The following is a 16371-nucleotide window of genomic DNA, read 5'->3' as shown; positions in this document are numbered from 1 at the left end:
ATGGGGTTTTGTTAATTTATTGTAAAATAACAGTTTTGTTTCAGATTAGGAACTGACAAAGATGAGTTTATTCAAACCGATTCCTCTTTTTTCTGGCCCCATGGTGCAGTCCTTTATGGCTTCCTTTAAGTCAAAGGCAGACAAGTCCTATGGGAAAAATCTTGAAGGGGAGTGGAGGTCGGTAAAAACAAAAAAAGGTGTCACACTACTCGCAAGGGTGCATGACGTTCCGAGTCCCAAGGGCATCGTCATCTTGGTGCATGGTTGGGAAGGCAGTATCCATTCCAGTTACATCATCAGAACCACCAAACATTTTTTAGCAAAAGATTATTCTGTTTACCGTTTGAATTTGAGAGATCACGGTGATACTCACCATTTGAATGAAGGGATCTTTAATGGAAGTTTATTGGAAGAAACCTATGATGCCGTACTGGAACTCGCAAAGTCAGTGAAGTCCAAACTTCCTGTGTACTTGGCCGGGTTTTCACTTGGTGGAAATTTTGTACTCCGAATGGCGGGCAAGCATAGCACAGCCAAAGGAGATCAAAAGATTCCAGGGCTCAAACATTGTTTTGCCTTTAGCCCAGCACTTGATCCCAAACGTGCCACCATCAAAATGGATGACCATCCTTTCCTTCGGAAATATTTTTTAAAATCATGGAAATCTTCTTTAGAGAAAAAAGGCCAACTCTTCCCTCATTTGTATTCCTTTCATGACTTGGACCGATACGAATCGGTGATGGATCTAACTGAAAAAATGGTGAAAGAGTTTTCGCAGTTTCGTTCCGTTGACGAATATTTTTTATCTTATACTTTGAATGATCTTTTTTTCAAATCAATCAAGGTCCCAACCACCATATTGACTTCTATGGATGATCCCGTGATCCCTTGGAAAGAGTTCACGGAAATCCCAACTTCCGCTTACATTGATGTGGTCATTGAAGCGAAAGGTGGTCACTGCGGTTTTATTGAAGACTGGAAACGATCCTCGTATTATTGGAGGATTATGGAAAAGAAGATGGGTTGATCTCTTGCCAAATGTTTTTCCAATAAGTCCCCCATTTGGATTTTTCAGAGGTCCAAAATTTTTGAAAAAATAGATCTAACAATTCTCGATTGGAAAGGATGTTTAACATCTTTTTTCGATCCAAACGATCGGGTCCTTCTTCCAGTAAAATTTCGAAATCCTTTGTGATTGAATCCGAAACTTTGGACCGGTATGATTTGTTCCCTTGTAATTGTTTGTGTTTCTTGTGGAAAATTGGATGTGCAAGAGCATAAAAAATTTCTTTGCCTTCCATTCGATTTTGACCACTTCGATTGAGTTCTTCTCTCAAATTGTTTGTTAGTTCTAAATTCGGTTTCCAATAGGATAGATCAAAAAACGGTTGAAAGGATTTTTGTTCGCGGCTTGTCAAAATTACAAGAGGGATGGAGAGAGTCCAACCAATCCAAATGGGCATGGTTAAGAAAAAAAGCATAAGGGAATAGGAGTAACTGATATAAGCAGAAACAAGCCCAAGGATTGTGATTCCAAAAAATGAGGAAACCACATAAGAGAAGGGATAACTTGATTCTGCATCGCGGTTCTGGGGTCCCCATGAAATCTTTTTATTTAGGAAAATGGACACCACAAAAATGCTATGGTAAATCATGTAGATGGGTGCGATGAGGATGGAAAATAAAGTTTCTAAAAAGAAGGCTGGAAACTTTTGGAAAATTTGTCTGATTGGTAAACTCAAGTAACTTAAAACTCTTGGTAAAAAAAGAAGGACTAAGGAAAGATACAAAAGTTTTAAATACAGGGGTTCATAAATTTGAGCTTTGAAATATTCAAACTCTTCTGGCAACATCGAATAGTTGAGAAACTTACTTTCTTCTATATAGTTCCACAAACTGAGTAGGATGTAACAAAGCCAAATGGGTGAATTGAGATAAGACAAAATTCCATTTAAGATGTGGATCCGATTGATGGGTGGAATCTTTTTCCCAAATAAAAACCAAAAATGTTGCATGTTCCCTTGGCACCATCTCTGGTCTCGTTTCAAAACATCGATGATATTCGGAGGATTCTCTTCGTAACTTCCTTCCAGTTCATAGGCACATAAAACTTCAAATCCAGCCTTTCTCATCAGGCTTGCTTCCACTGTATCATGGCTTAGAATTTTTCCTCCTAGCCCACCATACTCAGGAAGGTGGGGGAGTGCACAGTATTCCATAAACGGTTTGATGCGTAAGATGGCATTATGCCCCCAATAACTATTGGCATTGATCTGCCAAAAACTTGCCCCTTTTAAGAAATAAGAACTAAATAAATAGGAGGAAAATTCAGTTAGTTTTTGGAAAAGGGTTGTAGCACGGAATAATTTAGAATTGGTTTGGATGATCCCTGCCTTCGGGTTTTGTTGCATCATGGCAATGAGTTGTACGATGATGTTACCACTCATCAAACTATCAGCATCTAAGATGATCATGTACTCATAACGATTTCCCCAACGACGACAAAAATCAGCGATATTACCACTTTTCCCATTTAGGTTACTTTTCCTTCTTCGGTAATGGAATTTTTTGTAATTTCCAGTTGCTTCACATAAACCAAGGTAAGCCGCTTCTTCTTTGATCCATTTTTCTGGAGTTCTCGTATCACTTAAGATGAAAAAATCTAATTTGGGAAGGGAATGGTATCTTTCGAGTGATTCATAAATGACTTTGATCCTTGCAAAGATCGAAACTTCATTTTCTTCATAGACGGGCATCACAAGGGCAACGGAGGCTTTTTCGATGCTTTGGAAATCCAATTCATTCTCGGGGATTTTTTTTGCTTTGAATAAGGGATCCCCTTTTTTAAAGAGAGAGATCAAAAATCCAAACAGGGAAGTGGTTGCACCATAGGATAACATGGGCAAAAGGAAGAGTAAGGTGATGAATTGGTAATACTCGGTTAACTCAACTCCACCAAAGGAGATGATTTGTGCAAAAGTAGATAACCCGATGATGATTGGTATTATAAAAACAATGAAAAATAGAAAACGATGTAATTGGATCATAATAACCTAAAGATGATGAGATAATAGAGTGCAGTCCAAGTGAATATGGAAACTAAAATGAAGATGGGTTTAAACGAACTGATGATGGATTCTTTTGATTTGATGGGATCCATTTTCCAGTCGGAATCCTTAGGAACCATGGAACCAAATTGCCAGGCTCTGTCAGGGAAGGGAAGAGGGGATTCAGTGCTGATGTTCATTGTTTTTACATAACCCATCCAAAGGGCCCAATCTTTGTCCCATTGGTAAGAGATGTTGGTGTTTTGGAAAAAATGGGAGAGTGTATTTGCGATACTGTATTCATTCTGAATTCCTGATAACAAAAGGAAAGTTCGCAAACGTTCACTTAACTCGATTTGATACAAAGTATTATTTTGAAATGCCATCTCTGTAGATCCATGTTTCTGTGATTTTTTGATTTTCTTTCTCTAAATGAACCTTCCAATTCGAAACTTCTATTGGCGATGAATGCCAAATTTGTAGTCTCCATTGGTCAAGTTCACGTATCTTTTCGATTTGATAACGAATTTGATCCGTTGGGATCATGTCATTTTTGATGATGGCTTTCAGTTCTGTTTTTGGATCTAAGGCCTTTAGAACATCACCGGTAAAGTATAGGGTTAACATTTTTTCTTTAGGGAACAAAGGATCTGTTCCTTTATAATAGGATGAAGTTTTTCCTAACTGATGTGTTTCGGGTGATTTTTCAATATAACTCAATCTATATTGGAACTCGTATCCTTCTTTCAAATTTGGAGGAATGTTTGGTTCCCAAAAAATCGTTATGTTGTCATCGGAATCGAGATTGGTTGTGAATTCCAAAAGATACAGTTCACCTTCTCCCCAATCTCCTTTTGGTTCTACCCAAACACTTGGCCGACGATGGTATAACAATTTTTCGTCTTGGTAACTTTTAAATTTTCGATCCCTTTGGATGAGGCCAAAACCCTTGGGATGGTTCAGTTCGATACTTGTCAGTTTGGTTTTTTTGGGATTGATAAGAGGCCTCCATTCCCAGTTGTCTTCCCCAAGGTAGGTGAGGAGTCCATCAGAGTCATGGATCTCGGGGTGGATGTTTCCAAGGATTGGAATATTGGATTCTCCATAGAGAAACATAGAAGTGATGGGAGAGAGTCCCAATCGTTTGATTTTCTTTCTTAAATAAATTTTAGCTCGTATATCGATGGTTGTGATTTCGCCAGGTGTGACAAAAAATTCATATGCACCTGCCACAGATTCACTGTTCATAATGGCATAAATCAAAATGGAGGAATCGTTCTTTTCGGGGCGTTTGATATAAAAGCTTTCAAAGATTGGGAATTCTTCTTTTCCTTCAGGGCCGGTGTTGATGGCAAGTCCTCTACCCGATAAGCCATACACTTGGTCTTTCGATAGTGCTCGGAAATAAGATGAACCTTGGAATACTAAAAATTCCTCCAAGGCTTCCTTATGGTTGATGGGATAATGGACTCGAAAGCCAGTGTATTGCAATTTTTTACTCAACTCAAAGAAGTCGTCTGTGAGTGGGAGGTTACCAAAGTGGAATCGAGAGGAATCATAAGGAATCTCAACTGGTTTTTCTTCGATCACTTCATAAATTTTAATCCCATTGCTATAAATATGCCCTGGGTGGAAAAAATGCAATTGGTAAGGGAGTGCTAAATTTTTCCAAATGGCAACATCTGGTTTGTATTCAATTTGCCTATAATCCTCAAAACTGATTCCATCGAGTCCTGGAATTTTAAACACAGGGGTTGGAACGTATTTTGATTTCAATTTTTGTTTTGCAATTTGGTCTACCGCGTTGAAATCAAAAATTTCAGAATTGGGGGTGATCGAAAAAAGAGAGATGAGTGCATGAACTGTTAAATCATTTTTTTTAAAGACAACCAAGACACATAATAAAATGGCAATGATGGCAAAATATATGTTTAATTTCTTCATAAGAATGAGTCTTTGAAATCATTTGGATCGGTCATTCAAATTACGGGATGTAGTAAAATTGTTTCACTAAACATGGATTAAGCAATGGGAAAATATTTTTCAGTTGCATGATTCATTTCGTTCTTTATCTTTCTCCCAACTTATGAAGTACCATTTGAAATTGTATTGTATTATCGTTTTGGTTTTTGTCGTAAATTTTGTTAGTTGTTTGAGTAAACAAAAATCAGAGAAAGTATTTGGAGAATCCGTTGTTTCCTCTGACAAACCGCAATCGTTTAAAAAGATTGCACCATTAACTGCCAACTCACTTGGTTCTAGGAAAAATCTATATGAACATGGTTGGGCCGTGATCCCTTCCGGCAAAAAGGCAATCGACCTTTCCAAAGAAAATTTGATGAGTGCGAACGTTGCCAAAGCAATGGTACTCGTTAAATTAAAAAAACGAAGTGAAGATTTTCCAGGAAAACTTGGTAGTACGATGAATGCTGTGAAAAATTGGACCAAGGAAGGGTATTCTGAGGGAACCAAAAGAACAGAAGACATTTATGATGCAGGTGTTCAGTTATCAAAAGAAGAGTGGAAGTTATCCAAAACCAGTTTTAGTGAAGCAGGGGACCGATTTGTTTTGGGTTATGTGTATTTGGTTCCAAGAGTTAAAGCTGATATCGATGTACTGGATAAAGAACTAAATCGGTATGCGGATGTGAGAGACCAAAAATCGAGCCAACTCAATCAACTCTTCGCATCCACACTCAAAACCAATTCCAAAAACGTAATGAACTCTTGGAGTGATTCTTTTAAAAAAGCATCGGATGAATTTACGAGAAATTATGAAGAGTCAGGTGAAAGAGGCAATGCCCTTCTGGCGCTTGTTGATATCTTCCAAGGGTATACGGTTGCTTTGAAGGAAGTGGTTGTTTCCCCTGTTGCCAAAACAACGGTGAACACTGGTGAACTTTTACTTGTGAATGGAGTGTATGTTCCCCTTTCGCAAGGTATGAACTTCTCTTCCAATGCTTTGGTTTCAACCGGTTTGGTTTTTTATTATGGAACAAAATCGGGATACCGAGTTTTTTCTCCTACTTTAGAAGCAGGACTTTTTAGTTCGATTGGGATTCTTTCAGCATCGGCAACTGTTCCTACTTACACTTCGGGAACCTCCATTGCCCTCTTCAACCAAGTGACCTCAGTGGCTGCGACAACAGCCGGAGGTGCGATTGGAACGACAGGTGGGGTTGGGATTGAATCGGCAGCGTATGCAACGGGTCTTACGTATGACCTCACAACGGGAGTTGCAGAAGCGGGAATGTATACGATGAGTTCTGGTGTTGTCTTGGGTTACACGGCACTCACAGCCTTACCACCACAGATTTTACTCACAGCAGTGGATGGTCCAATTTTCATTACCTATGATGGACCAAGGGTTGTTATTGCCGTAGTGAAAGGAAATTTTGCTGGTTATGATGATATCCCTACGGGAACGGTCATCAACTTAGAAGAAGCAAAAAAACAAGGTCGAGTGAAAGTCTTAACAGATGATCCGAAAGTGATCAAAAAAGTTTTAGATGCGGAGATGTCAGAGCAATTGAATCGTTCCAAAAAATTAGAGGAAAAAGCGAAATGAAATGCAATCAAATTAAGAAACCAATCCTTGGGCTCATTTTATGTTTATCCATTTCATATTGTGCAAGTTCCGATAAGAAACAAGAAGATCCACTCAAGAACACCAAAAAACTTGTGATCGAAGGGCATAGCTCTCTCTATTACCAAGGAGCTTTACCAGTTAAAGGTACAAGCATTAAGTTTATCCCTCCGATGGAAGAAGCCTCGATTACTGTTCTTGGGAGCCGGTATGATTTTGCTGCTGAACAATTTTCCAAATCAATGATTAAGGCATCCGAGTCTGTTGTGATTGTAAAAGACGGAACCAAGATGAGTTGGAAAGCGGCTGGCAATATCAATGAAAAAGGAGAAGAGGTTCGGAAGTACTTAAGTGAAAACGCAACGAAACCTGGATTGTTTATTATGTATGCTTCTGTTGCGGAGTCATACGGTCTCATTGGATCCTCATTTGATAGAGGGAAACAAAGCCACCAAGCAGTGATCGCAAAATCAGCGGAGATCCGAAAAGAATGGGATGAATGGGCTGAGATGCAACTCAACAAAGAGATGCCAAAGGATACATCCCCATCCGTAAAGAAACGATTTCAAAAATACCAGGAAAATTTCCAAAAGGATTTTGAATCCACTGTGTATGGTTATATTGATTTAGATGATGCACTCAAATCTTCATGGAATGAATCGTACGAAGACTTTCGTAAAGGTGGGTACTTCAGTCGCAATTCAGAAATCAATGAGTTTCGCTCTTCTGTTTCGGAAACGATTTTTGGAAGTTGGAAAGAAACCATATTCCAATATGGAAAAGATGCAAAAGAAGAGTTGGGGAGAGCGAAAGGAGAAATTGAAGCCATTGCTGACAAAGACGAAGGGATACCAACTGCTCTACTGAAATCTTTTTCCAGAACAGCAAAGGCAATTTTATATGACAGCATCATCAAACCAATTGGGAAGGTGGCTTTACTATCGGTTGGTTATGTAACTTGGAATGGATTGATTTATCCCGTTGCGTTAGGTGCAAATGCGGCCGGTACAACGATGTATGGGTTAGTGGAAACGATCGCGCTTACCGGGAAAGGAGTGGTGTATTTGACAGCACCAAGTTTGGAGTTGGTGTTAGGATCCATCATCAATAGTACAGAGGTTGTGGTACATGAGTCTGTCCAGTCATTGGATAAGGGTGCCAAGATCACTTCTGCGATGTCTCGGAAATCATCTGCTTATTCTGTGAAGTCTGCTGCCTTTGTTACAGAGTCATCTGGGAAGTACATCCTTGCTCCTATGAGTTATGTAGGTGTGACGACAGGGCAGGCAGTTCTCGGCGGAGGTCTTGCCGTGACAGGAAGTGTGGCAGGAGGAACTGTTGCCAGTGCATCAGCAACAACGGAAGTTGTCACCTACGCTTCCACCAAAGCTACCTCAGCTACTGTGGGTGTGGTAGGATCAGCAGCGTCGATTGGAACTGGGGTGACGTATGGAGTCTACCAAGTAACGAAGGCAGTTGGAGTTCCCTCAGGCGTTGCCATCGGAACGGGCATTGTGCTCAGTTATGAATTCATGGCACAAATCTCAGCACATTCGATTTTGGCTGCAGCAGATTGTACGTATTTAGTGTTATCCCTTGAGGGCGGCAAATGGGTTGTCTATGGTGTAAAAGATAATTCTAAAAAAGCGGCACGATTGTTATCGGGAGCTGTTATCGATTTAGACCAAGTGCGAAAGGAAGGTGGGACAGTGGTAAAAGTTCCCATGGAACCAGGGGAAGTAGAAAAAATACTAGGTAAAAAAAAGAAAAAGTAAACGATAGGTGAATGTCAGAAGGACTTAAAAAAATCCTAATCATTGAAGATACTGACCTACAACGGAAACTTCTCAGTCGATGGGTTTCCAAAAATGGTTACGATGCGATTGAAGCGGAATCCATTTCTGTAGCACGGGAAAAGATACTCAGTGAGCCGATCGATGTTGTATTACTTGATTGGGAATTACCAGATGGTAATGGTATCGATCTCATTTCTGACATTCTCTCAACATCTCCTGTGGGTTGGCTTCCGATCATTATGGTGACAGGCCATACAGAACCCGAATATTTTAAAATCGCAATAGAAGCAGGGGCCACAGATTATATCACGAAACCTGCCAAAGAAATAGAATTACTCGCAAGAATTTTTAGTGCCTTACGAATCAAAGCCTTACATGACCAATTGCGTGAAACTGCGATACGGGATGTGATGACCAATCGATTGAAGTTCATTCCTAAATACGCATTGATGTATTCACTGAGTTGGTAATCTTTGATGCCCAAACGTTCCGAAAGATTGGATAAATTGATTGTTTCCTCTCGGTATACAAATTCTTGTTTCAACAAATGGTCTAAGTCTTGTTGTAATTTTTCCAAATTGAGATTTAGGATTCTCGAAGTGCGATAGGACTGCCGAAGGCCAGGTAAAATATCTTTAAACAATTCATGATTGATTTCAGTTCCAATAAAAGCAACAACTGCCATGAGTGTGGCAAGTCCTGCTGTAAAATATATCCCGGAGTTCCAACGAAAGATTGTGCTGAATAAAATGAAACTAGCAAATGTAATATTGCCTTTTAAGATCATCCCCAAAACTCTGACACCCAATTTGGCTTCCTCATTTGGATTGCGATAGAGTATATTTCGATACTGGTAAATCATCCAAACAAAGCTGATGACCCAATACAAACAACCGAGTAAGGCTAAATACTCTGGAATGGAAAATGGAAGTCCCGTAAAACTTTCATTCATCGATTGTTCTAAGACTTGAGGAAAAAAGATTTGTAATCCTATCAGAAAAATGATCACAAGGAAGGTTGGGTACAATCGTTTGAGTTTGCCAATCGAAACAGGCTCTGAACTTAAGAATTGCTCAATGGTATACTGCATACTCCCTGGAATCAAATATATAATGGGCACATAACCATGATTCAGTAGTGGAAATTCAAATTCGAATCCAGCAAATAAACGGTATGCGTAGATGATGAGTGTTCCCCCAGAAAAAGCCGCAACCATCGCAAAAGGGAAACCTTTGGATCCTTTTTCTTTCACGAGGATTCCAATTCCTAAAACAAAATGATACCAAGCACCAAATTGAAGCCAAGACCCGAAAAATTCAAACATACGACAAAAGTCGGACAATATGCACGGTTCCGTCAACTGTTTGGAATTGGCAGTGTACGAATAAAACGTACAAAATCATGATTTTAGACCTCAATTTTCGTCTAGGATTGCCATTTTAGACGCAAAAGATCCCTCTTTATGTTATTTTTGAGTCAATTCAGAGGCGAATCATGAAAAAGCAAAAAAACTATCTCACTCTCCTCCTAATCGTAGGTAACTTCCTACTGATTGCGTGTGGGGGGAATGGAAATCAAAACGGAAAGGAAACGAGTGCCATACTATCGGTGTTAAATGGCCAGGCGCAAAGTTCAAATGTGACACCTGAAATGTTACAACTTAACAATGCCGCAACCACAAGAGACATCCAAACAGCATTCCAAAATGAAAATGATGGAAGTTTTACTTTTAACGATAACATTTCGTTTTTAAGTAATGACGGTGTTAAAATCACAGGGAACTTGTTCATTCCAAAATCAGGTACAGGTCCATACCCTGCAGTTATCTTTGTCAATAGTTGGGCATTGAATGAATACGAATACATCGTTCCTGCTGCAAAACTCGCAAAAAAAGGATACGTGGTTTTTAGTTACAACACGAGAGGGTTTGGAACATCCGGTGGACTCATCAATGTCGCTGGTCCAAAAGATATGGAAGACCTATCCAAAGGAATTGATTTCCTTTTAGCGAATGCTCCTGTCAATCCGTCAAACATCGGTATTGCGGGAATTTCGTATGGAGCTGGGATTTCTTTACTGGGACTTAGCAAAGAGCCAAGAATCAAAACCGCAGTGGCCATGAGTGGTTGGGGGAGTTTACCTGATTCGCTTTATGGAAACCAATCACCGAGACTTGTTTGGGGACTCCTACTTGTGACAGCAGGGTACATTACGGGAAGAATGGATCCCATCATTGCAGAGAATTTTCAAAAACTGTTGGATACAAGAGACGTTGCAACTGTATTATCATGGGCAAGAGAAAGATCACCTAACAATTTTGTGGCGGAATTGAATACATCTGGCAAACCAGTTTACATTTCCAATAACTCACAAGATAATTTGTTCCAACCAAACCAAATCCTTCCCTACTTCGAACAACTCACGGTTCCTAAAAAATTAGATCTCAATAATGGGATCCATGCAACAGCTGAAATTGGTGGGGTCTTAGGACTTAATAATTATGTTTGGACAAATGCTTATGACTGGTTTGATTATTGGTTAAAAGGAATCCAAAATGGAATCATGACAAAACCAAAAGTGACCATCCAAAAACGTTTTTCAAGTGATCGAGTGAGTTATGCAAATTGGCCTATCCCTTCTAAGGTCGAAAGAACTTACCATTTGCGACCAATGGGACTCTTAAGCCCAGGGAAAATCACAACAACAGCAAACACAAGTAATGGAAATGATACCATTCTATCTGGTGGAACCAGTGCCACTACAGGAGTTCCGCTTTTATCAGAGATATTGGATGGCGCCGTTTCGGTTCCAGTCACAACCAATGTGAATTTAATCGATCGAACCAACGCAATGTTGTATCTATCTGACAGACTCTCCTCCCCACTAAAACTTCGTGGTAGAACCTTTTACAAAGGTCGTATCAATAGTTCAGACTATGCACCACATGTTGTGGTTTACCTCTATGAAGTAGACTTTTGGGGAACGGGAAAATTGATTAGCCACGGAACAGCAACACTTTTCAACGTGAAAGGGAAAGACGTAGACCTAAATGTAGACCTCCAAGCAGTTGCACATGACTTCCCTGCTGGATCTCGCATTGGTTTGGCCATTGACAACATCGACCCAATGTATGCGGTACCAAAACCAGTTTCACTCTACACAACGACATTCAAACACAGCACAACAACTGCATCCACACTTAAGTTTGAAAGTGAGTAATCAAAATACCACTTAGTATTTGCTAGGTGGGCATTTGGGAGAGACTCACTCTCCCATTTTTCGAATTCATTTCGATACACGAGCGCCCCGGATAGCAGCGGAAATCCTTTGCCTTTGGCAAAGATTGGAGCGGATAGCCGGAAATGGCGCCCTAATTTTTTCTTTTTCAAAAAGGAAGATCAGATAATGATTGCGTTCCACCTTCTCTGAGGTGAAACTATGTTTGATTTTTGAAATAAGGGATTTTTTTTGCCAATACATTATTTTGCAGGACTCCATCTGCACGAAATCACTTCGGAACTCACAAAACAAATCAAAAAGGAACAAATTGAAAATCCACTCCGCATGCCACTTGTGGTTGTGCCGAATACCAATTTAATTCCTTGGCTCAAACTCAACATACCGAAGTACAATGACTCACAACTTTCCATCAACATTGAATTTACCTTTTTAGAAAAAGCAATTTTAAAAACGATCTTCGCCGCCTTACAAATCCCAGCTTGGGCAGAGGCGGAGGAATTTTATGATTACAATTCCTTTCGGAAGGATTGTTTCAATTTCCTTTACCAGAACCAAACGACTTTATTCCAAAATCATCCCGAGATCCAAACCTATATCTCCGATTTACCAAAGTTATACTATTTATCCGACCTATTGACAAAGTATTTCAAAGATTATGAATTGAACCGGTCAAATTGGATTCAAAATTGGCTTGGAGATGATAAAAGTTTTATCCCAGACCAACTCATAGGTGATCCTTATTGGGAATTGGAAAAAGGAATCTACCTTGGGACAAACCAAGATGGGAAAAAAAACTTATTCTATTACCTAACCAAAGGAAAAGACTTATCCCTCCAAGGCAATTTGCATTTCTTTTGTTTGTCCAATTTGTCTGGGACTTACATTGATTTTTTGAAAACGGTTTCCAAACATCCAAATTTTCACATCCATATCTACCAATTCCATAATGGGAAAGTCATCGGCCAAAATCCAGAGAAAACGAAAAACTACTTATCTAAATTTGCAAAACCACAATCCTATTTAGCGAAAGAATTTTCGAATCTTACCAAACAAAAAGAAACATCCAAATATGCAAGTGGAGGCATGTTAGCAAAACTAAAATCCATTTTGTTAGAAGAACAAGTAAAAGAAGAAAATTACTTAAACGATCATACTGTGAGAGTATGGAATGCACCTTCCGAATACCGCGAGATGGAATCCATCGCACATGATATCCTTCATAAAATCAGCACAAGCAAAGGGAACTTGAGTTTATTGGACTTTGCGATCCTTGTTCCGAATACCAATGATTACAAAGCTGCCATTGAATGGGTATTCCATGGAGGGATTTATACAACGCAAAGTGCCAATGTTACCCCTACTCTCCATCGCTTGCATTATTCGCTTTCTGATTTAGTGGCAAAGGATACTTCTTTGTTGTTCAAAGTTTTAGAAATCCTTTTCCAATCGTTTTTAAATAAACGGATCGAAAAAGAGGATTTCATTCATTTGCTACAGAATCCTCTCATCACAGGCAAAACCAAAATTGAATCCAATGACCAAACCAATTCCGTCATCCAATTACTCGATTCACTGGGTTCCCTCTATGATGAAAACAAAGAAGAGAACCCATACACAATCTCCTTTGGGGTGAAACGTGCAGTCCTATCTGTGATGAGTGATGAAGAGACCACTTGGAACCAATTGGGAGTGATCACAGATCCATTGGCAGAAAAAGATTCTGTCCTCCATTTGAATTTGGTTTGGGAACAAATCAAATCCTTACAAATGTTTTTTGAAACTGAATTTTTACAGTTACCAACCAAAGAAAGAGCCAAAGCATTTGAAACCAAGTGGAACCAATTTTTAAAGTTTAGTGAGGAATCAGAATCCGAAAGGATTTATTTCACAGAATGGTTAGAAACCATTGCGAGATGGTGTGAGTCCGATTGGAACCATATAACTGACTTTTTACAATTCGTTCAATTGCAAACGGATGAAATCTTTTCGAACATCGCAACTCAAAAAGGAAATTACCTGACAGAAGGGATAACCATTTCCCTTTTGCAACCAATGCGACCGATTCCCTTTTCCCATATCTACATCGTTGGATTGGGAGAAGGAAAATTTCCAGGTTCAAAAGATCTTTCAAGGTTTAACCTAAGAAAGAATGAACCAAAACCTTGGGATTTGAATCGAGTGGAAATCCAAGAATCTTTATTATGGGAAACCATTTTATCGGCAGAAGATAGCATCACTTTTTCCTATGTGGGAAAAAACACATTAGAAGATAAAGAATTTGAGCCTTGTTCTAGTTTGTTTGAAATCATGACTTCTCTTGGGATCGAATCCGCAACAGAAATCCCCTTAACACCCTATAGTCGTTTTTATGATCAGAACATTTTGCATTCTTATGATTTTGCAAGAAATTTAAAACCATATAGAAGTTTGCAGACTGCATTGCCCAATCCAAATTTTACTGCATTGGAAGATTTGGCTTTGTCAAATGCCGAAGTGAAATTGAAAAAAGAAGTCTCCATCGCATCCATTGCGTCTGCCTTTAAAAATCCGATTCTCCCTTATATCAAAGAAAATCTAGGATACTTTGATGATGAAGAAGAAACTTCTTCGGAAGAACCATTTTATTTCGATTCACTGGAAACGTTTTCATTCAAATCGAAATTTATCCCATTGTTTACAGAATCATTGGCAAAAGAAGAGCCTTGGCCTTGGAACAAAGATGCGATCAAACAAAAGATCAATGAGTTCAGTACAATCGCAGAGAACAAAGCAGAATTTCCTTATGGTGCCTTCCATTTGGTCACAACAGAAACTTTATTAGAAGAACTTACCGAAATTGCAGAAGTATACGAAACATTAAAAACGGAACTCTTTTCAAATACCAATGGAATGGAGTATTTAAGTTCCCTCTCGATTGGTGATACAGGATTACGAAATGGATTTAAATTGCCTGCATTCCCTTTGGATGAAACCCAATCCATCACTGGTGAGTGGGAGAATCTAATTGTGATCGGTGATACTTACTATTGGTTTTACCCAAAAAGTTACCATCCCAAACCAGAAAAACCAAATGAATACGTAAAAGATTATTTTGGTAAGATGATCCATTTATTCCTTAGTGCTTGTTTGTTCCGAACCATTGGGAAAAAATTAGTCATCATACCCATATTATCCAAACAGAAGGAAAGCCATGAAATCCTTCCCTTTGAAAGTTTACCTGAAACGGAATCGGCAGAATACATTCGAAACGTTGTCACACTTGTCAATGGATCCCCTCCAATGTACATTCCCAATCCTGGTCTCAATATGTTTTTTGCCGAAATGGGCATGGAACACTCGGAAGGTGATGGCAACAAATTAGAATCTGCTTGGAAGGAATTTTTAGAAGAAGAATCAGACGAAATCTTAGAATTTGAATCGAAACACATGAAACTATCTCCTTATGCAAAGGATTTGCTCCACCAATTTTCGTTTCAGAAAGTATACCCAGTACTTCTACCTCTCATCAAGAAAGGATTTTGATAATGGACCATCCTTTAGCCAATCATCCCAATTTTATCGAAGCTTCTGCGGGAACCGGAAAAACACATCTAATCATGCAAATGTTAGGTGAAGTGATGATCCACGATGTCACAAATCATACGAAAGAAAATCGACTGCTCCAATTTTTGGTATTAACCTTTACGGAAAAAGCCGCTGGCGAATTAAAAGCACGATTGAAATTAAAAATCTTAGAACTCTATGAGAACGGCAAACACCCTGAATACTACCATTACCTCCGAGATTTAGACCAAGTCACCATCTCCACGATCCATGGTTTTTGCAATATGGTGTTAACCGAATACCCGGTAGAAACCCAAAACAATCCAAATGTAAAACTAACATCGAATGAAGAGTTGATTCGAAAGACCTTTTATGATCTGAAAAGAAGCCAGTGGGAAGGGAGAGATAAAGAATCACTCGCCAATGATATTTTGATCTCGAATTTAAAGAAAAAGGAAGACCTCGTTGTTAGCACCACTTCGAAACTCCTTGCCGACACGAAGGACTATGCATTCCCAACCTTTGTCTCCTTAGAGGAATGCATTCAGAATGCAAACAAGAGTCAAGTCTCGGGAGAACTCATCTCCATTTGTGAGGCTTTAAAGGGACCAACCGGTGAGGCAATTACTGCACAAGGGAATAAAGGTAGTATCCCTCAATGGATAGACAATTGGAAATCACTCGAGTCATTTGCCAATGCAATCCAAAACGAAGATATCAAAACAGTAGCAAGAGAATTGAAACGAATTTCAAAATTAAATCGTTCTCTTGGTAAGGATGTAAAGGGAACAGGATTTGACTATTTCCTTCTGAAAGGGAGTACGATTGTCAAAAATTTGGATGCAGCATCCATTGTGTTGCAAGGAAAAATAGATTCTGTTGTCCATTCTTTGAAAGAAGTATTCCCTCTTGCACAATTGGATTATGATGGATCCATCTTTTTACAAAATACAGTATTCGAACTTAAGGCCAAAACAAAATCCACCATCGAAAAAGGGGAATACCTCACTTATGATCAAATGATCTTAAAGGTTTACGATGCCATTGTTCGTAATCCTAACCAAATCTTGGTTCAATCTTTACGAGAGCGATTCCAAGTTTGTATCCTGGATGAATTCCAAGATACAGACAAAAACCAATACCAAATCTTTAAAACTTT

At 39.1% G+C, this 16371-nt stretch carries 10 protein-coding genes and 1 pseudogene; 7 read left to right on the top strand and 4 right to left on the bottom strand.

The window, feature by feature from the left end; genetic code table 11:
• Positions 1–61 precede the first annotated feature (61 nt).
• A complete protein-coding gene (locus LEP1GSC202_RS17345) occupies positions 62–1027 on the top strand; it encodes a YheT family hydrolase (protein ID WP_015679048.1) in 966 nt (321 codons plus the stop codon).
• On the opposite strand, the gene mdoH is transcribed toward LEP1GSC202_RS17345, so the two are convergent.
• From mdoH to LEP1GSC202_RS17330, 3 genes are read right to left on the bottom strand one after another with little or no spacing between them, the layout of a single operon-like run.
• On the bottom strand, positions 1005–3047 hold the full coding sequence (mdoH, locus tag LEP1GSC202_RS17340) for a glucans biosynthesis glucosyltransferase MdoH (protein WP_015679047.1): 2043 nt from the start codon (positions 3045–3047) through the stop codon (positions 1005–1007). The two genes, LEP1GSC202_RS17345 and mdoH, sit on opposite strands and share 23 nt — an antisense overlap.
• Positions 3044–3433, bottom strand: coding sequence for a hypothetical protein (locus LEP1GSC202_RS17335; protein WP_015679076.1), 390 nt, complete (start codon positions 3431–3433; stop codon positions 3044–3046). Before LEP1GSC202_RS17335 ends, mdoH begins: the two co-directional genes overlap by 4 nt.
• Positions 3417–4991 (bottom strand): OpgD/OpgG family glucan biosynthesis protein, encoded by a 1575-nt coding sequence (locus LEP1GSC202_RS17330; RefSeq protein ID WP_015679057.1) that lies wholly within the window; start codon positions 4989–4991, stop codon positions 3417–3419. Before LEP1GSC202_RS17330 ends, LEP1GSC202_RS17335 begins: the two co-directional genes overlap by 17 nt.
• A 142-nt stretch (positions 4992–5133) precedes the next feature.
• On the opposite strand from LEP1GSC202_RS17330, the gene LEP1GSC202_RS17325 reads away from it, so the two are divergent.
• From LEP1GSC202_RS17325 to LEP1GSC202_RS19760, 3 genes and pseudogenes are all read left to right on the top strand, one after another.
• Positions 5134–6615 carry a hypothetical protein gene (locus LEP1GSC202_RS17325; protein ID WP_039929391.1) on the top strand — a complete coding sequence of 494 codons (1482 nt, stop codon included), beginning with the start codon at positions 5134–5136 and terminating at the stop codon, positions 6613–6615.
• Positions 6612–8408: a hypothetical protein gene (locus LEP1GSC202_RS17320; RefSeq protein ID WP_015679059.1), complete on the top strand. Its 1797-nt coding sequence runs from the start codon at positions 6612–6614 to the stop codon at positions 8406–8408. The genes LEP1GSC202_RS17325 and LEP1GSC202_RS17320 overlap by 4 nt, the downstream gene beginning before the upstream one ends.
• An 11-nt stretch (positions 8409–8419) precedes the next feature.
• Positions 8420–8716, top strand: a pseudogene (locus LEP1GSC202_RS19760) (response regulator); the annotation flags it as partial.
• A 14-nt stretch (positions 8717–8730) separates the two neighbouring features.
• On the opposite strand, the gene LEP1GSC202_RS17315 reads toward LEP1GSC202_RS19760, so the two are convergent.
• A complete protein-coding gene (locus tag LEP1GSC202_RS17315) occupies positions 8731–9753 on the bottom strand; it encodes a hypothetical protein (protein WP_015679066.1) in 1023 nt (340 codons plus the stop codon).
• 170 nt (positions 9754–9923) lie between these two features.
• Between LEP1GSC202_RS17315 and LEP1GSC202_RS17310 the strand changes: the two genes are divergently transcribed.
• The 3 genes from LEP1GSC202_RS17310 to LEP1GSC202_RS17295 all read left to right on the top strand — a co-directional run.
• Positions 9924–11648, top strand: coding sequence for a CocE/NonD family hydrolase (locus tag LEP1GSC202_RS17310; RefSeq protein ID WP_015679049.1), 1725 nt, complete (start codon positions 9924–9926; stop codon positions 11646–11648).
• A gap of 249 nt (positions 11649–11897) precedes the next feature.
• On the top strand, positions 11898–15191 hold the full coding sequence (locus tag LEP1GSC202_RS17300; RefSeq protein ID WP_015679071.1) for an exodeoxyribonuclease V subunit gamma: 3294 nt from the start codon (positions 11898–11900) through the stop codon (positions 15189–15191).
• 2 nt (positions 15192–15193) lie between these two features.
• A partial coding sequence (locus LEP1GSC202_RS17295; RefSeq protein WP_015679075.1) for a UvrD-helicase domain-containing protein occupies positions 15194–16371 on the top strand: 1178 nt, incomplete at its 3' end.

This window comes from Leptospira yanagawae serovar Saopaulo str. Sao Paulo = ATCC 700523 (genome assembly GCF_000332475.2).
Lineage (GTDB): Bacteria > Spirochaetota > Leptospiria > Leptospirales > Leptospiraceae > Leptospira_A > Leptospira_A yanagawae.
Note: the sequence above shows the minus strand (reverse complement) of the source record. Positions and strands in the feature narration are given on the sequence as shown.